Source organism: Novosphingobium sp. (assembly GCF_041915465.1).
In the GTDB taxonomy this organism is placed as follows: domain Bacteria; phylum Pseudomonadota; class Alphaproteobacteria; order Sphingomonadales; family Sphingomonadaceae; genus Novosphingobium.
The window spans coordinates 1-21,562 of sequence record NZ_JAYSBK010000001.1 but is presented as its reverse complement, the minus strand read 5'-3'; the positions used below and the strand labels follow the sequence as shown (position 1 = coordinate 21,562).

At 64.6% G+C, this 21,562-nt stretch carries 16 protein-coding genes and 1 pseudogene; 11 read left to right on the top strand and 6 right to left on the bottom strand.

Annotated features, from left to right (window positions below; all coding sequences use genetic code 11):
* Positions 1 to 11: 11 nt before the first annotated feature.
* The 3 genes from ACE3SN_RS00085 to ACE3SN_RS00075 all read right to left on the bottom strand — a co-directional run bounded on the left by ACE3SN_RS00085 (position 12) and on the right by ACE3SN_RS00075 (position 3,719).
* Positions 12 to 746 carry a TSUP family transporter gene (locus ACE3SN_RS00085; protein ID WP_374526692.1) on the bottom strand — a complete coding sequence of 245 codons (735 nt, stop codon included), beginning with the start codon at positions 744 to 746 and terminating at the stop codon, positions 12 to 14.
* Positions 747 to 2,024 carry a nitrate/nitrite transporter gene (locus ACE3SN_RS00080; protein WP_374526691.1) on the bottom strand — a complete coding sequence of 426 codons (1,278 nt, stop codon included), beginning with the start codon at positions 2,022 to 2,024 and terminating at the stop codon, positions 747 to 749. It abuts the gene before it with no gap.
* Between the two features lie 132 nt (positions 2,025 to 2,156).
* On the bottom strand, positions 2,157 to 3,719 hold the full coding sequence (locus tag ACE3SN_RS00075; RefSeq protein WP_374526690.1) for an FAD-binding oxidoreductase: 1,563 nt from the start codon (positions 3,717 to 3,719) through the stop codon (positions 2,157 to 2,159).
* Between the two features lie 178 nt (positions 3,720 to 3,897).
* Between ACE3SN_RS00075 and ACE3SN_RS00070 the strand changes: the two genes are divergently transcribed.
* The 3 genes from ACE3SN_RS00070 to ACE3SN_RS00060 all read left to right on the top strand — a co-directional run bounded on the left by ACE3SN_RS00070 (position 3,898) and on the right by ACE3SN_RS00060 (position 6,592).
* Positions 3,898 to 5,346: a 4-hydroxyphenylacetate 3-hydroxylase N-terminal domain-containing protein gene (locus ACE3SN_RS00070; RefSeq protein WP_374526689.1), complete on the top strand. Its 1,449-nt coding sequence runs from the start codon at positions 3,898 to 3,900 to the stop codon at positions 5,344 to 5,346.
* A gap of 145 nt (positions 5,347 to 5,491) precedes the next feature.
* Positions 5,492 to 5,947 carry a flavin reductase family protein gene (locus ACE3SN_RS00065; protein ID WP_374526688.1) on the top strand — a complete coding sequence of 152 codons (456 nt, stop codon included), beginning with the start codon at positions 5,492 to 5,494 and terminating at the stop codon, positions 5,945 to 5,947.
* A gap of 12 nt (positions 5,948 to 5,959) precedes the next feature.
* Positions 5,960 to 6,592, top strand: coding sequence for a TetR/AcrR family transcriptional regulator (locus tag ACE3SN_RS00060; RefSeq protein WP_374526687.1), 633 nt, complete (start codon positions 5,960 to 5,962; stop codon positions 6,590 to 6,592).
* A 115-nt stretch (positions 6,593 to 6,707) separates the two neighbouring features.
* Here the strand turns inward: ACE3SN_RS00060 and ACE3SN_RS00055 are convergent, their stop codons facing one another.
* Entirely contained in the window at positions 6,708 to 8,183 is a 1,476-nt protein-coding gene (locus tag ACE3SN_RS00055) for a carotenoid oxygenase family protein (RefSeq protein WP_374526686.1), read from the bottom strand.
* 370 nt (positions 8,184 to 8,553) lie between these two features.
* Here ACE3SN_RS00055 and ACE3SN_RS00050 point away from each other — a divergent pair, with 370 nt between their 5' ends.
* The 5 genes from ACE3SN_RS00050 (at position 8,554) to ACE3SN_RS00030 (ending at position 15,408) form a co-directional block, all read left to right on the top strand.
* Positions 8,554 to 10,875: a TonB-dependent receptor gene (locus tag ACE3SN_RS00050; protein WP_374526685.1), complete on the top strand. Its 2,322-nt coding sequence runs from the start codon at positions 8,554 to 8,556 to the stop codon at positions 10,873 to 10,875.
* A 214-nt stretch (positions 10,876 to 11,089) separates the two neighbouring features.
* Positions 11,090 to 11,980 (top strand): fumarylacetoacetate hydrolase family protein, encoded by an 891-nt coding sequence (locus ACE3SN_RS00045; protein WP_374526684.1) that lies wholly within the window; start codon positions 11,090 to 11,092, stop codon positions 11,978 to 11,980.
* A 7-nt stretch (positions 11,981 to 11,987) separates the two neighbouring features.
* Positions 11,988 to 12,929, top strand: a complete 942-nt coding sequence (locus ACE3SN_RS00040) for a cupin domain-containing protein (protein WP_374526683.1) — start codon at positions 11,988 to 11,990, stop codon at positions 12,927 to 12,929.
* Positions 12,930 to 12,976: 47 nt separating this feature from the next.
* Positions 12,977 to 14,173: an FAD-dependent monooxygenase gene (locus ACE3SN_RS00035; protein ID WP_374526682.1), complete on the top strand. Its 1,197-nt coding sequence runs from the start codon at positions 12,977 to 12,979 to the stop codon at positions 14,171 to 14,173.
* A 2-nt stretch (positions 14,174 to 14,175) separates the two neighbouring features.
* Positions 14,176 to 15,408 carry a CaiB/BaiF CoA transferase family protein gene (locus ACE3SN_RS00030; RefSeq protein ID WP_374526681.1) on the top strand — a complete coding sequence of 411 codons (1,233 nt, stop codon included), beginning with the start codon at positions 14,176 to 14,178 and terminating at the stop codon, positions 15,406 to 15,408.
* Between the two features lie 50 nt (positions 15,409 to 15,458).
* Here the strand turns inward: ACE3SN_RS00030 and ACE3SN_RS00025 are convergent, their stop codons facing one another.
* Positions 15,459 to 16,175, bottom strand: a complete 717-nt coding sequence (locus tag ACE3SN_RS00025) for an IclR family transcriptional regulator (RefSeq protein WP_374526680.1) — start codon at positions 16,173 to 16,175, stop codon at positions 15,459 to 15,461.
* Positions 16,176 to 16,288: 113 nt separating this feature from the next.
* Between ACE3SN_RS00025 and ACE3SN_RS00020 the strand changes: the two genes are divergently transcribed.
* A complete protein-coding gene (locus ACE3SN_RS00020) occupies positions 16,289 to 17,251 on the top strand; it encodes a hydroxymethylglutaryl-CoA lyase (RefSeq protein WP_374526679.1) in 963 nt (320 codons plus the stop codon).
* 12 nt (positions 17,252 to 17,263) lie between these two features.
* Positions 17,264 to 19,822, top strand: a complete 2,559-nt coding sequence (gene acnA / locus ACE3SN_RS00015; RefSeq protein WP_374526678.1) for an aconitate hydratase AcnA — start codon at positions 17,264 to 17,266, stop codon at positions 19,820 to 19,822.
* A 10-nt stretch (positions 19,823 to 19,832) separates the two neighbouring features.
* On the opposite strand, the pseudogene ACE3SN_RS00010 reads toward acnA, so the two are convergent.
* A pseudogene (locus ACE3SN_RS00010) lies at positions 19,833 to 21,262 on the bottom strand (NAD-dependent succinate-semialdehyde dehydrogenase).
* A 124-nt stretch (positions 21,263 to 21,386) separates the two neighbouring features.
* Here ACE3SN_RS00010 and ACE3SN_RS00005 point away from each other — a divergent pair.
* Positions 21,387 to 21,562, top strand: a 176-nt coding sequence (locus tag ACE3SN_RS00005) for an aldehyde dehydrogenase family protein (protein ID WP_374526788.1), incomplete at its 3' end; no start/stop codon positions are given.

Below are 21,562 nucleotides of genomic sequence, written 5' to 3'. Positions count from 1 at the left end.
ACGGACGAATATCAGACGAGCCACGGCGCCACTCCGCGATAAAGAATGTCGGCGCCCAGCAGCGTCACGAAGATCCGCATCGCCAAGCGGAAGGCGGGCTCGGAAATCGGGGGAGGGACGCGCTTGCCGGAATAGGTCCCAGCGAGGCCGGTGACCGTCGCGACGGCGATTTCCGGCCAATAGCGCAGATAGGAAAACCCATTCGCGGCATAGCCGCCGGTCCGCAGCACTTCGAGCACGATGATGCAGGCCGCGAAAGTGCCGACGATTGCGGTGCGTGCCAGCGCAGTGCGCAGGAGCGCCGGCTGGAGGATCGCGCCGAGCCCGAACAAGGCCCCCAGACCCGCATGGAGAATGCCGACCGCAAAGAATGATTTGCCGACCGAAAGCGGAGCGCGCAGCGGCGGAGCCCAGGCCAGCAGCCATAGCAAGGCGGCCAGCAGCACGGCCAGGGCTCCGGTCGAAATGTGGCTGAACGCCCACATCCCGATCGTCACGCCGATCAGCGATCCGGCGGTGAAGGTGCGCACTATCGGCCATTCGATCTCCGCCCAGAAGGCATGGGTGCGCGAGAGCAGCGACCCCATGGAGAAGACCGATTGAAGCGCGATCGCGCTGGGCAGCGGCAAAATCCAGGTGGTGGCGCCAAACAGCACATAGCCGCCCCCTACCGAAAAGCACGCACTGATGAACGCCTCGACGAAGCTCGCGCCGGCCAGGATGAGGAGATGGGCCGTATCATGCACTTAGCTGGCCCGCGGGGTGTGGCCCGGCCAATAGGTCGGCACGAACTTGAGCGCGAGCGCGGCCGCAACAAAGGCGATGACGGTGACGACAGTGAAGGGAATGGCAAAGCCGCCCGTCGCGTCGACGCCGAACCCGATCGCCGCGATGCCCGCCGATGCACCAAGGTGGAACGCGGCACCCAGCAATGAAATCACCTGGGGTAGCGTGCGAGTGCCATAAATGTGGCGCGCGAGGATCGGTGCCTGAACCACCACGCCGCCATGCGAAAGCCCGCGCGTGACGGTGAACAGGACGAACGTGATCGGCCCCGACAGGGGGAAGGTCAGCAGCGCGGCGACGCCGCACAGCGCCCAGCACAGCGCCACCCCACGGGTCGACAAGCGGTCGAACACCCAGCCGAACAGGATCTTGCCGACCCCCGAAATGACAATCACGATCGTAAAGCCAAGCGCGGCGACATAGGCGCCCAGGTCGGTGTGCCGTTCGATGAACAGCGGGATGTATTCGTTGATGCTGTTGCTGATCACGCCCGACATCGCGGCGGCCATGATCAGCAGCCAGAAGCCTGAACTGCGCAGAATGTCCTTGAATTCCGGCCCCGGACCGATGGCCGGACGCTCCGCCTGGGCCCCGGTGGCAGCGGCCGGAGGATCAAGCTCCAGCGCGGTGTAGCCATAGGTTTCGGGCGATTCATGGATCAGGAATGAAATCGCGACGGTTACCACGAACAGCACGAACAGGCCGGCGATGCCGGCGGTGACGTGCCAGCCGAACCGGGCGACCCCAACCGTGGTCGCCATCGGCACGATAAAGCCGGCAACTGCACCGCCAAGCATTGCAATGCCGGTCATTCGGCCAAGGCTGGCGGCATACCAGCGCGCCATCGTCACCTGAATTGCCACCAGCGCGAGGATCGAAGCGAAGCCCGAAGTTGCGGCAAGCAGGTAATAGGTCGGCAGCGAGCGCACGAAATAGAGCAGCGCCGTGGACAGGCCGATCGTCACCATCGAGGGCAGAAACACCCGGCGCATGCCGAAGCGCACGATCAGCGCGCCGGCAAACAGCCCGCCGACCGCCGAAACGCCCGACTTGATCGCCATGAAGCTGGTCGTTTCCGCAACGGTCCAGTTCATGTCCTTGGCCACGGAATTGTACATCACCGGCATCATCATGGAGATTCCCGCCAGCGCGATGCCCCAGACCAGGAAGCCAACGACAAGGTTCATCCGCGCATAACGGCGGACCTGCTCGATCCCGATTCGACTTCCGGTAGCCATGATTTTCACTTTCTCCCGGCCCCCGCTGCAGATGAGCCTGGCGGGGGCGACGCTTCTTCATGTTGTTTTGTTCTGTTTAACAGAACAGCATTCTTATTTTAATGAAACCCGTTCGCAAGTCAAATCCTGCCTTCAGTTTCGGGCCATGCCGCCTCCCGGCCAGATGCCGTGGTTACCCGGCGAGAGCAGGCCTGCCGGATCCAGCGCATCCTTGAGCCGGGCATAGACAGAGGCAAGAGCGTGATCGTTGAAGTCCTGCTTGGCTGCAACCTGATCGACCAGTGACACATGCGCCCGATAGGCCGTGCAGCCCCAGCTTGCCGCCGTGTCATAAAGCTCGCTCACGGCTTGCTTGGCCGCACCGACATGTGCCGCGTCGGACGCGTCGAACAGCACCATGCTGGCGCTGACCATGCTGCGCCCGGTCAGCAGGAGGCCGAACGGGCCGATCAGCCCATACTGCTGCAGCTTGTCGCGAACGGCGGCTTCGGCGCGCAGCGCGGCCTCGCCGGTGGCGGGCAGCACGGGCGAGAAATCCATATGTCCCAGCGTATCGCCGAACACGCCCTTGAGCCGGTCCTGCAAGACCATGTTGGGGATGCCGGCGGCGATCAGGTCGCGCGGCTCGACCATTTCGCGCGTGGCGTCGCCCGGATATTCGCGCAGTTCCAGCACCGCGCCGGGGATCGCGCCGACGCGCTGTTCCAGGATCTTGCGGCGCGCGGCAACCATCGCCGCATGGCCATACAGCCCGATCCGCACGTTCCAGCGCCCGGGGCGCAGGACCTGGCGCAGCTTGTCGGCGGTAAAGCCGCCGCGTCCTTCATCGCCGCCGCCATGCGAGGCGGGATTGCTGACAATCATCGGGATGCCCTGGAGCACGCCATCCAGCAGCAGGCCGCGCAGCATTTCGAGCAGCGGCACGATGTCTTCATCGCCTTCGCACTGGATCGTCCCGGTCGCGAACATTTCGGGACGCGGCATCAGCCAGACCCCGAGCTGGGTGACGATCCCGAGGTTCGACTGCTTGAACAGTTCGTCGATCGATGGGCCGAAGCCCCGGCGATGACAGCTCCACAGCGGACTGCCGGTGATGGCGCCTTGTCCGGTGCGGACCAGCTGGCCATCGGCCAGGACAACTTCGAGCCCGCACACGGCCGAGCCGTGATCGCCCATGACATTGTAGCCATACCCGTGCTCAAGCGCGTTGCCGGTCATGCTGCCCCAGCCAAGATCGGGAACCGACATCATCAGCGGTGCATCCTGAGCCTGCAGTTCGTCATAAAGCTGCTGGAAGGTCACCCCGGGTTCGATTCGCACGCAGGCGTTCGGCACATCGATATCGAGCACGCGGTTCATGCGGCGCAGATTGAGCACCACCCCACCGTTCACCGCGGGGGCCGATCCGCCATAGCCGAAATTGCGCCCCATCGAACTGGTCCAGATATGCACCCCGGCCTCTGCCGCGATTCGCACGGCGGCCTGCACTTCCGACACGCTGCCTGGCTGGACCACAAACGAGGGCTGATGCCGCGTGGCGCCGGGGCCTTCGAACGGGTCCCGGAATTCGGCCAGGCCAGTCTGGTTCTGCCTGAAGGCTTCGGGACCAAGCTCGGCGGCAAGGCGCAGCCGCGCCCGCTCAAGCTTATCCGGGTCGGGTTGGACCGGCGCGATCCGTGCGGTCTCCACTTGCATATCAGGCTCCCTCTTATCCGGACGCCGTTTGACGGGCGCCGCCCTTCTGACTGGCCATGACTGGCCTTCGATTCGGACCGGCATATAATGGAACAAAGTTCCGATTGACAGAATGGTCTTCAATTTGGCATTGGCGACTCATCGTGAATACACGCGTTTTCATTTGGGAGAAATCACCATGACCGCACGGACCGGAGCGCAGTACAAAGAGGGCCTGAAGGACGAACGCCAGATCTGGCTTGGCGAAGGCAAGGTTTCCGTTACGGAAAGTCCGGTTCTGGCCGGTTCGGTCGACGGCATGGCAGGCTATTTTGACTGGCAGCACGAATATGCCGACGAGTGCCTGATCGACGATCCCGAACGCAGCGGCGAGAAGATGAACGTCAGCCTGATGCTGCCGAAGAACGCCGAAGACCTGGCGATTCGCCATCGCGGGCTTGAACGGCTCGCCCGCTATTCGAACGGCATGCTGGGCCGCACGCCCGACTATGTGAACGTCGTGCTGTCGGGCCACACCGCCCGCGCCGACATCTGGGCCCAGGGCAAGCCGGAAGGCTATGAACGGCTCAAGAAGTTTCACCGCGAGGTGATCGACGGCGACCTCGCGATGACCCATACGATTGTGCACGCCAACATCGACAAGGGCGCGCCGCCGCTGGCCGGGATGAATTCGGACCTCACCCTGCGCGTGGTCGGCCGCAACGAAAACGGCGTGATCGTCCGCGGCGGCAAGGTGCTCGCGACGCTCGGCCCGATCGCCGACGAACTCTATGTCTATTCGTCCGCGCCGATCCCCTCGGGTGCCGAGGAATACGCGCTGATCTTTTCGATCCCGGTCAAGACCAAGGGTGTGATCCAGATCTGCCGCGATCATTATGGCGTCAATGCCAGCGTCGCCGACGCGCCGTTCTCCTCGCGCTTCGACGAGCAGGATTCGTTCGTGATCTTCGACGATGTCGAAGTGCCCTATGAACGCCTGTTCTGCGAAGGCGACCTCAAGGTCTACAACAACCTGAACGCCGGCGTTTCGCCTGGCAACACGCTGCAGCAGACCGCGATCCGCGCGATGGTGAAGCTCGAATTCGCCTATGACCTGTGCAGCAACATCGCCAAGGTCACCAACAGCCTGCACGCGCCGGACGTGGCGGTGCAGCTGGGCGAAATCTACAGCTACCTGTCGATGACGCGCTCGATCATCGCGGCGGCCGAGGCCAATGCGCACGATTGGGGCGCGGGGGCGTTCTTCCCGCACCGCGACCTGTCGATCCTGCGCTGCGTGATGCCCGGCTGGATGTCGCGCGTGAACGAGATCATCCGGACGATCGGTTCGCACAACCTGCTGTGCACGCCTTCGCTGGCGTTGTTCGAAAATCCGGAAATCGGCGACCTGCTGCGCAAGTACCTGCCCGGTTCGAACGGCATGGCGGCCGAGGAGCGCGCGCGGATCATGCGCATGGCGTGGGACTTCGCCGGTTCGGCGCTGGGCAGCCGCGTCGAGCTCTACGAAATGTTCTACCTCACCAGTCAGGGCCGTGCCCGCATCGGCGATCACATGATCGCGCAGCGCGATGGCGAATGGAACCAGGTGCAGGAATTCATGCAGAAGTCCGGCATCATTCCGGGTTGAGCATTACCGGGCCAAGCCAGCCGGCGCGCCGCGTCGGCTAACCTCCAGCCGGGGAAGTCCTCTCCCTTCCCCGGCTGGATCGGCCCGATAGTGAAAGGGCATCGTCATGGATGACAGCGCAATTGAACAGCGGTTCCGTGGAGCAATGCGGCGCCTGGCGAGCGGTGTCGCGCTGGTCACGACCAAGGGTGCCGATGGCATGCCCTTTGGCATCGCGATGACGGCCTTCATGTCGCTGAGCATGGATCCGCCGTCGATGCTGCTGGCGATCAATCGCAATGCCTCGCTGTGCGAACCCTTGCTCAAACAAGGCCGGTTTGCAGTCAATATTCTCGATCGGCAGCAAAGCGAGCAGTGCCAGGCCTTCGTTGCGGCGCCGGTGACCGAGCGCTTCTCCGTGCTCTCGTGGGACATGGCAAAGGACGGGATTCCCAGGCTGAACGGCGCCCTTGCCACGGTGGTCTGCACGGTCGGCCATGCGGACCAGTTCGGTAGCCACATGGTGGTCCAGGGGCTGGTGGAAGAGGTTAACCTGGGTGACGAAATCGACCCGCTGATCTACCTTGACGGGCGATACGGCGGAACCGCGCTGCACTGTTGAGGAGTTCTCCCCTTGGGTCGTCCGAAGAAGGCCGAGGAACCTGACCGGTCAAGCCGCGAGCGCTTCATCGCCGCGGCCGAGGACCAGTTCATCGCCAAGGGCTATGACGGCTGTACCATCCGCGCGATTGCCGCCCAGGCCGGTACCAGCATCGCTTCGCTGAGCCGCAATTGGGACAGCAAGCAGCACCTCTTCGAAGAGGTGTTTGACCGCCATTTCAAATCGATCCATTTGGCCCAGCACGAAGGCTTCGATGCCATCGAGGCGAGCGGGGAGATCACCGTCGAGGCGGTCACCGAGGCGTTCTTCGGCTCGGCGATCGGCCGCCAGACCCACGAAAAGAGCCATCGGGTCTATTGCCTGGCACTGCTCGATCCGTCCGACGAGGCGCGGGGCATTACGCGCGAAATGGTCGAACCGGTTCGCCAGCGCCTGATCGCACTGATGCGGCGCGCCCTGCCGCGCCTTGACGAGACGCGCTTCTTTCTCGCGATGAACGTGGTGCTGGGTGTCTACATCTATCCCCAGGCCCATGCCGCCCGACTGGCCGGCGTGATGGGCTTTGACATTGCCAGGCTCGATTGGGCCGAGGCCGCCCGTATCCTCGCGCGGCAGGTCGCCCGGGGCATCGCGACCGAAGCGTGAATCGCTAATCCTGCTCAGACGCCGCGCGCCGTGCGCGGCAATCATACGAAACGGGCGGCAACCGGAAGATCCGGCCGCCGCCCCAATCGGAAACCGCGGGCAATGCCGCCCGGCCTCAGGCGGCCAGTTCGAGCGAGCGAAGGCTCGCAGCGTCCGCCCAGTTGCCATGCAGGCCGAAGCGCAGGCGAACCGGAATGTTGATCGTGGCGATCGGGCCCTTGGCGATCTGCGTCGCATCGAAAACCAGCAGATCGCTGCTGCGCGTTTCGAGCCGATTGCAGACCATCACGATCCAGCCATCGCCTTCCGCCGCATCGGGCGAACGCGGGACGAAGCACGGCTCCTGGATGCTCGAGGTCGGGCCGCACCACCACTTCTGCTCGGTACCGGTTTCCAGATCGACCATGCCGAGCGTGTTCATCACCCAGCCGCCGGCACTGCCGCCCTTGAGTTCGACCGGCTGGCTCGGGTCGATCACGACCATCCAGCCATAGCGGTACTTCTTGCCGGTCATGCGGTCGTCAAGGCGCGGGAACTCGCCGATCATGTCCGACAGGCGCTGGGTCTGGTAGGTTTCCTCGTTCTGGCTGAGGTCGACCGTCCAGCGGGTCAGGAACGTGCTGCCGGCTACCGGATCGAAGGGCGCATCGTTGATGTCGGGGAAGAACGGCATCATGTTGTTCTTGGCCACCGGCATATCGAGGAAGATCTTGGTGCCTTCCTGCCAGGCGTTCATCACATGGCCGGCAAAGCAGGTGTCGCCCTTGTACCAGCGGATGTCGGCCGCGGTCGTCCCGGGCTTGCGCGGCATCACGGCAAGATAGCTGGGCAGCGAGGTGTCGAACCCGAAATGCGGCTTGCCGGCTTCAAGCCGTTCCCAGCTGCTCGTCATCGGCATGACCGAGAACAGCGCATAGTCGGCCGTGATCGCGAAGTCGTGCATCATCGCGTAATAGGGCACTTCGAACCACACATCGTAGAGCAGCTCGCCTTCCGGGCTGATCTCGTAATAAGTCATGTCGCGGGTTAGGATGCCCTTCGAGGCATAGCCGAAGCTGCACAGGTTGCCGGTCACCGGGTCGGTCTTGGGATGGGCCGAAAAGGTCTCGCCGGTCATCTTGCCGTCGAAATCGGTGTAGCCCTGAGTCTCGAGCGTGATCGGATCCATCACCAGCGCCGGCGAATCTTCCTTCAACGCATAAAGCTTGCCGCCGTGGACGAAGGCATTGGTATTGGCCGTACCGCGAATCTTGCCCTTCACTTCCTCGTCATCGGTCAGCGGGTTGCGATAGGCACCGAACAATGCGCGGCCCGCAGCGTTTTCAAGCTTCCACTTGTCGGTGTGTGCCCAGCGCTGCTTGTAGTCGACCTTGCCGTTCTTGAACCGGAACATCGAAATCATCCCGTCGCCGTTGAAAGCGATGTCATCGCCCAGCTTGGGGGGGAACTGATGCTCGGGCTGCACGCGGAAGAAGGTGCCGTCCATTTCCGGCGGAATCGTGCCAACCACGTTAAGGTCCTGCACGTCGGCTTCGACCCGTGAAGGGGTGTTGAAGCCGGTGAAGGCGGGCACTTCAGGAAATGTCGTCATCCTCTTGTCTCCCTTGCGCCAGCACTGCCCCCAATTGCTCTGGATGGCGAGGCCTGGCAGTAAAACAGAATATCGTTCTATCTGAAGAAACGCAGAGAGTCCAGCCCCCGGACGTCGGGAGCAATCGGAACTGGCTTCACGCCGCGCCCGGTAATCACGGCCCCGCCGGGTCCTCGCGGCTTCGAACTCACGTAAATCAGGGCAAAATTCGCGATCTCCGCGAGGCACTTGCGACGCATTCGCGACGGCGGTTGACACAAAACACTCGTTCAAATATAAGAACGATGTTCTATTAGAAAGAACGGTCGCTGTTCTGCCAAGTTTTCCGGCGTGGACAGCGGGCCGAATCGGATTTTATGGGGAGGGTTAGATGCGTCTTCGCAATTGCTTCACTTCGTTCATGATTGGCACGGCGGCTTGCGCCCTGCTGCCCGGCGTCGCGCACGCCGCAACCGGCGTTGACGGCGCCGAAGCTGCCGCCAGCACGGATGGCGCTGCCGAAGAAGGCGACGAAATCGTCGTTACCGCGCAGTTCCGCCAGGAAAGCTCGCAGAAGGCGGCCGTCTCGCTGGAAGTCCTGTCAGCCGACAAGCTGGTTTCCTCCGGCGTGACCCAGGCCACCGACATCGCGCGGGTATCGCCGGGCGTGCAGATCACCCAGGGCGGCAGCGCGCTGCAGATCTACATCCGCGGCGCGGGCGACTTTTCGACCACGTCCTACAGCAACGCCGCGGTTGCGCAGAACTATGACGGCGTCTTCGCCTCGCGCACCCAGTACGTCGCCAACACCTTCTTCGACCTTGAGCGCATCGAAGTGCTCAAGGGCCCGCAGGGGACGCTCTATGGCCGCAACGCCACCGGCGGCGCGCTGAACATTATTCCGGTGCAGCCCAAGCTGGGCGAAACGTCCGGCTACCTGATGGGGACGGTCCAGAACTACGACGGCTACTCGGCCGAAGGCGCGATCAACCTGGCGACCGGCGAGCACTCCGCCCTGCGCGTTTCGTTCCAGGGTGTCAGCCGTTCGGGCTACATCTCGGACGGCACCGACGATGACAAGCACATCTCGGTCCGCGTCCAATTCAAGGCGGAACCGACCGACAACCTGACTGTCCGCCTTGCCGGCAATTACCAGCACCTGGGTGGCCGCGGCCACGGGCAGGTGGTCTACCAGCCGACCGCCGCCGTCCTGAAGGGCGCGACCCCGATCGTGCCGTCAGATCCCTGGACCTCGATCAACGACAGCCTCAACACCTACATCTCGGCACTGGTCGCGCCTCCGGGGGTCTATCACATCGACACCCAGACCGTGCGCCAGGACCTGGACGTCTGGGGCGTCTATGCGCATGTCGACTGGGATCTTGGCCCGGCCACGCTGACTTTCATCCCGGCTTACCAGCGCGTGGTCAATTCGACCAAGTCGATCCCCACGCTCAACTTTGAAACCGTCGACTACTTCACCGGCGCACCTTCGACCTCGGACACCCAGTCTCTCGAACTGCGCCTGGCCAATCAGAGCGACAAGCTGACCTGGGTGCTGGGCGGTTACTTCTTCAATGAAGACCAGAACAGCAACAACTCGGTTCGTCTCGGCTTCGTGTCCGACACGAACTTCCTCGCCAAGCTCAACAACAAGGGCGTGGCGGCGTTCGGTCAGCTGACCTACTCGGTCACCGATGCGCTGCGCCTCACGGGCGGGCTGCGCTACACCCATGAAACGAAGTCGGTCGAAGCCGATCGCTATGCGATCAAGGGATCGCTGGGCTGCACTTCGGGCACCGGCACTGGCCCCTTGGGCAGCTGCATCCTGCCCCACGTCAGCGGCGATTACACGGCCAACAAGGTCAACTACAAGGTCGGCTTCGAATTCGACCTCGGCCCGCAGAACCTCCTGTTCGCCAACGTCGCGAGCGGCTTCAAGTCGGGTGGCCAGGTCAACGCCAACCTGCCGCCCTACCTGCCCGAAGACCTGACCGCCTACACGATCGGTTCGAAGAACCGCTTCTTCGGCAACGTGTTGCAGCTCAACGCGGAATTCTTCTGGATCGATTACAAGAACCACCAGGAGAACTTCTCGACCCTCGACCGCAGCGGCGCGCAGGTCCAGGCACTGCTCAACGCCGGTTCGGCCCGCAGCAAGGGCGTCTCGGTCGACGTGACGCTGCGTCCGACCCGCAGCGACACGCTGACTGTTTCGGGCGAATATACCGACGCCAAGTACCAGGAATTCCAGTACAAGACCTACAAGGCGGCGAGCCCGGCAACCACCACGGGCTGCCCGGTCTCGGCGATCCCCGGCGGCACGGCGGCGACCGGGTTGTGGCTGGTGAACTGCAACGGCTTCCAGATGGCGCGCACGCCGACCTGGTCCGGTTCGGTAAGCTATACCCACAGCTTTGAACTGGCGAACGGCGCCAGCATCGACGTTGGCGGGGACATGACCTTCTCGTCCTCGCGCTGGATCGAAGCGGCCTTCGTGCCCAACGACCGCACCGGCGCCTATCAGGTCTACAATGCAAGCATCACCTACAAGTCGGCTGATGACGGCCTGACCATTCAGGCGTTCATTCGCAACATCGGCGATACTGCGGTCTACACCGGTGGCCAGCAGTATCCCTTCATCGCCAACTACGTCGGTCGCGACATCGGCGCGCCGCGCACCTACGGCCTGCGCGTCCGGGTCGGCTTCTAAGCGAGGGAAAGGGGCGGGGTCCGCGCGATCCCGCCCTCCTCCGCCGGTTTCGGTCTACTTCAAGCAAGCTGGACACCGCGCGCCGCAACCGCCGTGCGCCCCATGCCCCGGCAACCCGACGATCCAGAAAATTCCATTCGAATCACATTGATCGCGGTGAACCTCTCTGTTAAAAAGAGAACACTGTTCCGATCAACAGAACAAAGGCAAGGTTATGCGGCTCGCACGCTTCAATGGTGGCAGGATTGGCGTCTGTCTTGGCGATGAAATTGCCGACGTCACCGCGATTTGCGGCGTCGACCCCGAAGAGTGGCCGGCTGTTGGCCCGCTGCGCCTGATCCGCGACTTTGCGGCGCTGCGTCCGCGGATCGAAGCCGGACTGGCGAGCGCCCCGAAGATCGCGCTGGCCCAGGCCAGACTTGAAGCGCCGGTGCCCTGGCCCAACAAGGTCATCGCCTACCCGGTGAACTACCACGCCCATGGCCGCGAAATGCAGGCCAACTACCGCGCGACCAACCAGGGCTTCTTCCTCAAGCCCAGCTCGTCGGTATCGGGTCCCGGCGACGCGGTCGAACTGCCGCAGGTGCCGGGCCGCGAAGTGCACCACGAAAGCGAGCTGGGCATCGTCATCGGCAAGCAGGTGCGCGGCCTCTCGCGCGAGAACTGGCGCGAGGCGGTGTTCGGCTACGTCTGCCTGCTCGACATGGTGGTGCGCGGCCGCGAGGAACGGGTGTTCCGCAAGGCCTACGACACGTTCTGCCCGACCGGCCCCTGGATCGTGACTGCCGACGAACTGACCGATCCCACCGCGCTCGACATGAAGCTGTGGGTCAACGACGAACTGCGCCAGTCCGCCAACACGCGCGACCTGGTGCTCGATATTCCCGGAATGATCGAAACCGCCTCGGCGGTGATGACGCTCTATCCGGGCGATATCATCGCCACCGGCACGCCCGAAGGCGTTGGCCCGGTCGTTGCCGGCGACACGATCCGGATCACCATCGACGGCATCGGGGAAATGCGCGTGCCGGTCGTCCAGGGCAACCAGGGCGCGACCGAGGTTTTCGCCCAGCCCTATGTCCCCCCGATCATCAAGCAAAACTGAGGGCGCGATGGCCGATCAGGACAGCCTTGAACAGCTCTACGCGGATTTCGCGAACCTCAACATGGAAGGTGGCTGGCATCGCCGCTTCCCCGCGCTGTGGCCCGAACCGCGCCGCAATTTCCTGCCGCATGTGTGGCACTATGCGCAGGTCAAGCCGATCCTCGACCGGGCCGGGCAGCTGGTCGACACGACCCAGGCCGAACGTCGCAACCTGACGATGTTCAACCCGGTGGAAGGCAACATCTATTCCACGGTGCGCACGATCGTTGCCGCCTACCAGATGATCCGCCCCGGCGAAGTGGCGCGCTCGCACCGCCATACGCCGAATGCGCTGCGCCTGATCCTTGAAGGCCGCGGGACCTATACCGTCGTCGATGGAACCCAGGTCGAAATGCGGCCGGGCGACGTCCTGCTGACCCCCAGCATGGCCTGGCACTCGCACGCCAATGGCGGCACGGAAGACTGTTACTGGATGGACTTCCTCGACGTGCCGCTGGTCCACCTGCTCGAGCCGATGTTCTACGAACCGCATCCCGACGGGATCGAGGCCAACCCGTCCAGCGTCGAGACCGCGCCGATCGCCTTCCGCTGGGAAGACACCTGCGCGCAGCTTGATGCTCAGCAGGCCCGAACAGGCGCCAACCAGGCGGTATCAGTCAAGCTCGGACCGGCGCAGCTATCCTCGATCGCCCTCAGCATGCACCGGATTCCGGCCGGCGCGGCGACGGAACTGCAGCGCACCACAGCCAACAGCATCTTCGCGGTCGTGCGCGGCAGCGGGTGCAGCGAGATCGATGGCGAAAGCCATACGTGGGGCTTTGGCGACACGATTGCCGTGCCAGCCTGGCGTCCCTTCCGCCACCTTGCCGACGAGAGCGCGGTAATCCTCGAGGTTTCCGATGCCCCCGTTCTCGAAGCCTTCGGCTGGTTGAGACAGCAAAAGTCCTGATCGCGCAGTGCCGCGCGGTCGCATGAAATTCTGGTTTGGAGCGTAACATGAGCAAATCGCCTAAGATCATCATCGCCGGGGGCGGCATTGGCGGGATGGCCGCGACCTTGTCGCTCCTGCGCCGCGGCTACGACGTCTCGGTCTATGAACAGGCCATCGAACTTGGCGAAGTCGGCGCGGGCGTCCAGATCAGCCCGAACGGATCGCGCGCGCTCGACGCGCTCGGCGTGTTCGAAACGCTCAAGGCCGCATCCTGCGCACCGCGCCGCAAGGAGTTTCGCCTTTGGAACACCGGGCGCGCCTGGCCGATGTTCGACCTCGGCAACATCGCGATCGAGAAATACGGCTATCCCTATCTCACGGTCTATCGCCCGGACCTGCTGCAGACGCTGGTCGATGCGGTCAAGGCGATCAATCCCGACGCGATCAAGCTCGGCGCGAAGGTCAGCGATGCCGCGGTGACCGATGGCGGCGCAGTGCTGCATTTCGATAATGGCACCAGCGTTGAAGGCGACATCCTGATCGGCGCGGACGGGGTCAAGTCGGTGGTGCGCAAGTCGCTGTTCGGTGACGATGAAACCAACTTTACCGGGATGATTGCCTGGCGCGCCGTCATCCCCATGGAGCGTCTGCCCGAACGCATGCACGGCATGGTCGGCTGGACCTGGATCGGTCCGGGCGGTCATCTCGTCAATTACCCGCTGCGCGGCGGCAAGCTGATGAACATGATCGGCACGATCGAACGCGATGACTGGAAGGTCGAATCCTGGAACGTCGAAGGCGACATCGAGGAATGCGCGCGCGATTTCGCAGGCTGGCACGAAGACGTGCAGACCTTGATCCGCGCCGCGCCCAAGGTGCTCAAGTGGGCTTTCATGGAACGCCCGCCGCGCCAGCAGTGGTCGCTCGGCCAAGCCTCGCTGCTTGGCGATGCGGCCCATGCCACTCTGCCCTTCCTGGCCCAGGGCGCGGTCATGTCGATCGAGGACGGGGTCATCCTTGGCCGCTGCCTCGACAAGTATTCCGATCCGGTCGAAGCGCTCAAGAAGTACGAAGATGCGCGCGTCGAACGGACCAGCAAGATGGTCCGCGGAGCCAAGGAAAACACCGCCCGCTTTCACGAATCCGCGCTGGCGACCGAGGAAGGCGCGGTAAAGTACATGGAAAGCGAATGGAGCCGCGATCCGATCCACGATCGCTATGACTGGCTCTATCGCTACGATGTGCTGACGACCGAGATCTGATCATGGGCGGCAATCAGGGGACCGGGCCGAAGCCCGCGCAGCAGCTGGCCGGCATCCGCGTGCTGGACCTGACCAATGTGCTGTCCGGCCCCTATGCCGCTTACCAGATGGCCCTGCTCGGGGCCGAGGTGATCAAGGTCGAGAATCCGCGCGAAGGCGATCTCGCGCGCAAGCTCGGCGCTTCGAGCGAACTCAACAAGGCGATGATGGGAACCTCGTTCCTGGCGCAGAACGCGGGCAAGAAGTCGGTGACGATCGACCTCAAGCACCCCGATGGCAAAGCACTGTTTGCCGAACTGGTGGCGACCGCCGACGTGCTGATCGAGAATTTCCGGCCCGGCGTGATGGACCGTCTGGGCTTCGGTTACGAAGCGGTGCGCGCGATCAATCCGGCGATTGTCTACTGCGCGATCTCGGGCTTCGGGCAGGCCGGACCGCTCAGTGCCAACCCCGCCTACGATCAAATTGTGCAGGGCATGTCAGGGGTGATGAGCATCACTGGCGATGCCCAGTCGGCGCCGCTCAGGGTCGGCTATCCGCTATGCGATACGCTTGGCGGGATGGGCGCGGCCTTTGCGATTGTCAGCGCCCTGCTGGGGCGGGCCAAGACCGGCGAGGGGGCCTTTATCGACCTCTCGATGCTCGACGCGACGATTTCGGCGATGGGCTGGGCCGTGTCGAACTATCTCATCGCCGGGGTCGAGGCAAAGCCGATCGGCAACCAGAACACCACGGCGGCGCCGTCCGGCGCGTTCACTTGCGCCGATGGGCAGATCAACATCGCGGCGAACAAGCAGGAGCAGTTCGAAAAGCTCTGCGAACTGCTCGGCCGCCCCGAACTGATGTCCGACCCGCGCTTTGCCGAGCGCGAGGCCCGCAAGGCCAACCGCGCTGCGATCAATGCGGAAATCAATGCCGCCCTGCTCGCCCGCCCGGCGATCGAATGGGAAGAACTGCTCAATGCCCACGGCGTTCCGGCCGGGCGCATCCTCTCGGTGCCCGAAGTACTGGCCCATCCGCAGATCAGTGCGCGGGGCCTGATCCAGGAACTGCCCGTCGGCCAGCCGGGGCTCGAAACGGTCAAGGTCGTGCGCGCCGGCTTCAGCTTTGGCGACAGTCAGCCCGATGCCCGCACCGCGCCGCCACTGCTGGGGGCCGACAATGCCGAAATCTTCGGCGCGCTTGGGAAGGATGCCGCGAGCCTCGAGGCGCTCAAGGCCAAGGGGGCGATTTGATCGCCCCGGCCCGCGCCGGGCCCGCGCTCACGCCCACATGCGTGCCGCCGTCAGGTGGACTGGCGCACCAGGCGGAAATTGTCGGGCGCATCGCCAAGGCTGATCGAAAGCTTGACGCAGCCTGCCACCGCCACTTCACGCAGGCGCTCGACATAGTCGGGCACGAACCGCGCCGACGGACCGGACAGCGTGATCGCGCCAACGACCTTGTGACCCGCGCCGAAGACCGGAACCCCGATCGCCGCCATCTCCGGATTGACCGTGCCGATCGAAACGATGCAGGCATCCTCGGGCCGCAGCGGCCCCGGCAGCACTTCACCGTAGGAATGCAGGATGGTCGAGGCCGCGCTCGCGTTGAGCGGCCGCCGGTCACCCTGCTGGATGCTGTGATCGCGCACCACGTGACGCCCCTCGACGCGGAACAGGCAGACCTGATCCTGGCCATCGCGGATAAAGAACGATGCGCCCTCGCTGGTCTGAACGACCAGTTCTTCCAGCACCGGCATGACGAACTGGCGCAGGTCGAAGGAATCCTGGAATACCCCGCTGAGGCTGAGCAGCCCCGCGCCAAGCTGGTAGTTGCCATCGCTGCGCTGCCAGACGAAGCCGTACTTTTCGAGCGAGCCCATGAGCCGCAGGATCGTGCTCTTGTAGAGCCCGGTAATGCGCGAAATTTCGGCCAGCGACAGGACCGGACGGGCGCTTGTGAAGGCGTGCAGGATATCGAACGCGCGGTCGACGGCGGCAACGCCAGCTTTGGAATTCATACTTATATCGGCCCCTGCAATCGCCCAAACTTCGTTCTATTTAGCAGAACGCCGCTTCAGGTTGTCAATTCAATTTATCAAGTGCAGCAAATGTCCAACAAGGAAGAGCCGAAATGAGCGACCTGCCCGCCCGAGTAACGATCAAGGAAGAAGGCCCGCGTGAAGGCTTCCAGATCGAGCGCGGCGCGATCCCGACCGCGGACAAGATCGCGCTGGTCGATGCGCTGTCCGATACCGGGCTCGACTATATTCAGGTCACCTCCTTCGTGAACCCGCAGAAGGTTCCCGGGATGGCCGACGCCGAAGCCGTGGTTGCGGGCATGACCCTGCGCCCCGGGGTGCGCTATGCCGGGCTGTGGCTAAACCAGCAGGGCCTGCTGCGCGCGATCGCGACCGGGCGGCTATATCTTGAAGGCAAGCTAACGCTTTACGCCTCGGACGCATTCCTCAAGCGCAACCAGAACCGCACGCGCGAGCAGCAGCTGGCCGCCCAGCCGGAACTGCTGCGCATGTACCAGTCGCACGGCATCGCGGTGCGGACCGGCTTCGTCACAGCCGCTTTCGGTTGCAACTTCGAAGGCGACATTGCCCCCAGCCGGGTGGTCGAACTTGTCGCCGAAATGCGCCAGATCGCCCGCGAGGCCGGTGAGGACCTCTCGCTGATCGGGCTGGGCGATACGATGGCCTGGGCCAATCCCGAAAGCATCCGGCGGGTGGTGGGGATGGTCCGCGATGCGAACCCCGATGTCGAACTGTCGCTGCACCTTCACGATACGCGCGGGCTGGGGCTGGCCAATGCCTATGCCGGGCTGCAGATGGGCGTCACGCACTTCGATGCCGCGGTCGCCGGGCTCGGCGGCTGCCCCTTCGCGGCCCATGCCGGAGCGGCAGGCAATATCTGCACCGAAGATTTCGTGCTGATGTGCGAGGAGATGGGGATCGAAACCGGGGTCGACCTCGAAGCCCTGGCCGAATGCGCCCGCCTGGCCGAACGCATCGTCGGGCACCCGCTGCCCGGCAAGGTCAAGACCGGCGGGAGCCTCAAGGCAATGCGCCGCACGCTGTCCGCCAGCTGACCGGCAATGCCCATGGACGCAACCCGGACCCCGCTTGCCCGGCTCGGCAGTCGGCGGCACAAAGCACTGAAGCGCTTGCCGCGCTCGCTCGTGATCCTGCTCGAAAACATCCTGGCGCACGAGCCGGAGCCCGATGCGCTGATCGCGCGGTTCGAGGCATGGCTGGAACACGGCCATGCCGATGCCGAGCTGCCCTTTCGTCCGGGCCGGATTCTGATGCAGGATACCGCCGGCGTCGCGGCGCTGGCTGATCTGGCGGCGCTGCGGGATTTCGCCGCCGACCAGGGTCACCACCCCGAAGCGGTCGATGCGGCGATCCCGATCGATCTGGTGATCGACCACTCGCTGCGTGTCGACTTCAGCGGAACCGCCGATGCCGCTACGCGCAACCTGGCGTTGGAATATGACCGCAACGACGAGCGCTACCGGTTCTTCAAATGGGCCGAGCACGCCTTCGCGCGGCTGCGCATAGTCCCGCCCGGCGAAGGCATTTGCCACCAGGTCAACCTTGAGCGGCTGACGCGCGGGACGATTGCCGCGCCGGAAGGTTCGGGCACCGTCATGGCCGAGACCGTGATCGGCACCGACAGCCACACCACTATGGTCAATGCGCTGGGCGTACTGGGATGGGGGGTCGGCGGGATCGAGGCCGAGCTGGCCGCGCTCGGCTCGGCGGTGCCGATCATGCTGCCCCGCGTCGCCGAAGTCCGGATCACCGGAAGGCGGCGCCCGGGGGTAACCGCCACCGACATTGCCCTGGCCATGACCGCCGCCTTGCGCAAGGCCGGCTTGGTCGATGTGATCGCCGAATTCACCGGTCCGGGGCTTGACGAACTGACCCTGCCCGACCGCGCCGCAATCGCCAATATGTGCCCGGAATACGGCGCGACCGCCGGGCTCTTCCCGGTCGACGAGACGACGCTGGACTACCTTGCCGCAATGGGGCGCTCTGCGGAAGATATCGCGGCCTATCGCGGCTATGCCAAGGCCACGGGACTGTGGCGTGGCGATACAGAGCCGCGGGTCTATTCGCGCTCGCTCGAATTCGCGCTCGATGGCGTCGAGGCGGTGATGGCCGGCCCGGCCCGCCCCCAGCAGCTTCACCCGCTGTCGGCTGTGCCCGAAAGCCTGCGCGCGGCTTTCCCGGCGATGGCTCGGCCCGCGCCAGGGGAACCGGGCGACGGCGCGATCGCGATTGCCGCGATCACCAGTTGCACCAATACCGCCAACCCCGAACTGATGATCGCCGCCGGCCTGCTTGCGCGCAAGGCCGTGCAACTGGGCCTGCAAGTTCCGGCCTGGGTCAAGACATCGCTGGCCCCCGGTTCGCGCCGGATCGCCGCGCTGCTTCAGCAAGCAGGCTTGCAACCCTTTCTCGACCAACTCGGCTTCAACGTGGTCGGCTTTGGCTGCACCACTTGCGTCGGCAATTCGGGCGCGCTGAAACCGGAACTGGTGGAGGCGGGCGGCAATCCCGCCAAGCTCCTCGTCGCCGTGCTTTCGGGCAACCGCAACTTCGAGAACCGCATCCATGCGGCAGTCCAGGCCAATTACCTGGCCTCGCCGCCGCTGGTGGTTGCGGCGGCACTGGCGGGCAACCTGCAGACAAATCTCGACAGCGAACCGATCGGCTTCACGCCCGCTGGCGACCCGGTTACCCTGAGCCAGCTCTGGCCGAGCGAAGCCGAAATTGCCGAGGCCATGGCGCAGGCGGCATCGTCCGCCTCAGCCCAAGGCGTGGAGGCTGCGGATCATACCGCCGCCTGGCGCAAGCTGCCTGCGCAGGCACAGTCCCGCTTTGCCTGGGATCCCGCCTCGACCTTCATTCGCCAGCCACAGTTCTTCGCGCGGCCCGCCTGCGCGCATGACAGCGACATCGCGGAGGCGCGGGCGCTCCTCGTGCTGGGCGACAACTTCACCACCGATCACATCTCCCCGATCGGTGCGATCCGCCCGGGTTCGCCGGCCGCAATCCATCTGTGCACCGCGGGCGAGGCGGAGGACCGGCTTGGCGGCTATGGCGACCGCCGGGCAAACCACGATGTCATGCTGCGTGGAACCTTCGACAATGCCCGGCTCGAAAACCGGCTGGTTGGCCGCCCCGGCAACCTGGCGGTGGACCCGCAGGGCAAGGTGACTTCGGTATTCGACGCCGCAGCGGAATTTGCCGCCAAGGACGTGCCGGTCGTGATCTTCGCGGGCGAGAACTATGGCACAGGCTCGGCGCGCGACTGGGCCGCCAAGGGCACGGCGCTGCTGGGCGTGCGCGCGGTGATTGCCCGTAGCTTCGAGCGGATCCACCGCGCCAACCTGGTCGCTCTCGGTGTTCTGCCAATCCTGGTCGATGGCACTTGCGTGCCGCCCGTCGCCGAAGATCGGATCACGGTACGCGGGGTGGGCGGGCTTTCGCCGCAAGACCGGAGCCTGACGATCGAAATCCACCGCGCCGCCCATGGCCGTGTCGATCGCTATGACGCCCGTGCCGACGTGCACACCGCCGGGCAGCTGGCCCTGCTGCGCAGCGGCGGTCTGTTTGCCGCGCTGCGCCAGCGGTTTGCACGCCCGGGGTGAGCGGCTTTGCTCAGCCTTCGTGGATTGTCTTGGTGACAAAGCATGCGGCCAGCCCTTCGGGACCGTCTTCGTGCCCATGACCTGACCATTTGACCCCGCCGAAGGGTGCGTCGGCACCGCCGATCGTCGTGGTGTTGAGCGCCAGCATCCCGGCCTCGATGCGCGGCGGAATCAGCTTCTGACGCCGGGCATCGTTGGTCCAGCAATAGGCGGCCAGGCCGTATGGCAGGCGGTTAGCTTCGCGTACCATGTCGTCGTCGCTCGCATAGCTGTTGATCAGGGCCACCGGGCCGAACGGTTCCTCGTTCATGATCGCGGCGGAAAGCGGCGTGTCGGTCAACACGGTCGGGGCAAAGAAGAAGCCCTGGTTGCCGATCCGCTTGCCCCCGCAGCGCAGGGTCGCGCCCGCCTGCACGGCATCGCCGATCAGGCGCTCCATCGCTTCGGGGCGGCGGGCATTGGCCATCGGCCCCATCTGGGTTTCCGCTGCCAGCCCGTCGCCGACCCGCAAGGCCGCGGCACGCTGGGCGAAGCCGGCAGCGAGCTGCTCATAGACGCCCGCCTGCACGATGAAGCGGGTTGGCGCGACGCAGACCTGCCCGGCATTGCGGAACTTGTGCGGCACGACCGCATCGAGCACGCGATCCACATCGACATCGTCGAACACCAGCACGGGCCGTGGCCGCCCAGTTCCATCGTCGTGCGCTTGAGGTCGTCGGCGGCCAGCTTCATCAGCGCCTTGCCGACCTCGGTCGAGCCGGTGAAGCTGAGCTTGCGGATGATTGGTGAAGCCAGGAGGTAGCTTGAAACCTGTGCGGGATCGCCGAACACGGCCTGCGCCACGTCGCCGGGCAGGCCGGCATCGTAAAAGCATTGCAGCACGGCCAGCGCCGACGCCGGGGTTTCCTCGGCCGCCTTGAGGATGACCGAGCAACCCGCCGCGATCGGCGCGGCCAGCTTGCGGCCCGGATTGCCAAGCGGAAAGTTCCACGGCGCAAAGGCGGCAACCGGGCCGACCGGTTCGTGCACCACGGTGGCGCGCTGGCCTTCGGGGCGCACCAGCACCCGGCCATAGAGCCGCTGAACCTCTCCGGCATAGAAGCGGAACAGGTTCACGTTCATCATCACTTCGATGCGGGTTTCGGCCAGCGTCTTGCCCTGTTCGAGCGTTGCAATCCGCGCGATCTCTTCCCGGCGTTCCTCGAGCAATCGAGCCGCCCCTTCGAGCACCGCCGCACGGGTCTGCGCGCTCGCCTTGCGCCAGTGTGCGAAACCGCGCTCCGCCGCCGCCAAAGCCCGGTCCAGATCGCCGATTTCGGCAAGCGGAAGCGCCCCGATCACAGCGCCGGTGGCCGGATTCGTCACCGGAAAGGTGCGCCGCCCGCCTCCGGCCACCGCCTCGCCGTCGATCATCATGCAAAGTTCGGGATAACTGGCCATTCGATCCTCTTGTCATGCAAATTTGTTCTGGCAGATAGCACACTATTCTATTATTTGCAAAACGACCGATAACGAACGCGGCGTTGCGCCGCACCGGATTTTACAAGGGAGAGATCGAGTGGACATGGGCAGCCAGCCGCAGGACGGGCAAACATTTACCCGCACCAACCCAATCACCGGTGAGCCTGCCTCGAGCGCCGCCGCGATGAAGGCTGGCGACATTCCGGCGATCGCCGCCCGCGCCGCCGCCGCTTTTCCGGAGTGGGCTGCGCAGGGCCCGAACGCGCGCCGCGCCGTGCT

Bases quoted from the DNA above. Each gene is read 5' to 3' on its own strand.
- ACE3SN_RS00045 (WP_374526684.1), top strand. From the start codon at position 11,090: ATGCGGCTCGCACGCTTCAATGGTGGCAGGATTGGCGTCTGTCTTGGC.
- ACE3SN_RS00020 (WP_374526679.1), top strand. From the start codon at position 16,289: ATGAGCGACCTGCCCGCCCGAGTAACGATCAAGGAAGAAGGCCCGCGT.
- ACE3SN_RS00050 (WP_374526685.1), top strand. From the start codon at position 8,554: ATGCGTCTTCGCAATTGCTTCACTTCGTTCATGATTGGCACGGCGGCT.
- ACE3SN_RS00025 (WP_374526680.1), bottom strand. From the start codon at position 16,175: ATGAATTCCAAAGCTGGCGTTGCCGCCGTCGACCGCGCGTTCGATATC.
- ACE3SN_RS00070 (WP_374526689.1), top strand. From the start codon at position 3,898: ATGACCGCACGGACCGGAGCGCAGTACAAAGAGGGCCTGAAGGACGAA.
- ACE3SN_RS00030 (WP_374526681.1), top strand. From the start codon at position 14,176: ATGGGCGGCAATCAGGGGACCGGGCCGAAGCCCGCGCAGCAGCTGGCC.
- ACE3SN_RS00035 (WP_374526682.1), top strand. From the start codon at position 12,977: ATGAGCAAATCGCCTAAGATCATCATCGCCGGGGGCGGCATTGGCGGG.
- ACE3SN_RS00080 (WP_374526691.1), bottom strand. From the start codon at position 2,024: ATGGCTACCGGAAGTCGAATCGGGATCGAGCAGGTCCGCCGTTATGCG.
- ACE3SN_RS00040 (WP_374526683.1), top strand. From the start codon at position 11,988: ATGGCCGATCAGGACAGCCTTGAACAGCTCTACGCGGATTTCGCGAAC.
- ACE3SN_RS00075 (WP_374526690.1), bottom strand. From the start codon at position 3,719: ATGCAAGTGGAGACCGCACGGATCGCGCCGGTCCAACCCGACCCGGAT.
- ACE3SN_RS00065 (WP_374526688.1), top strand. From the start codon at position 5,492: ATGCGGCGCCTGGCGAGCGGTGTCGCGCTGGTCACGACCAAGGGTGCC.
- acnA (WP_374526678.1), top strand. From the start codon at position 17,264: ATGGACGCAACCCGGACCCCGCTTGCCCGGCTCGGCAGTCGGCGGCAC.
- ACE3SN_RS00055 (WP_374526686.1), bottom strand. From the start codon at position 8,183: ATGACGACATTTCCTGAAGTGCCCGCCTTCACCGGCTTCAACACCCCT.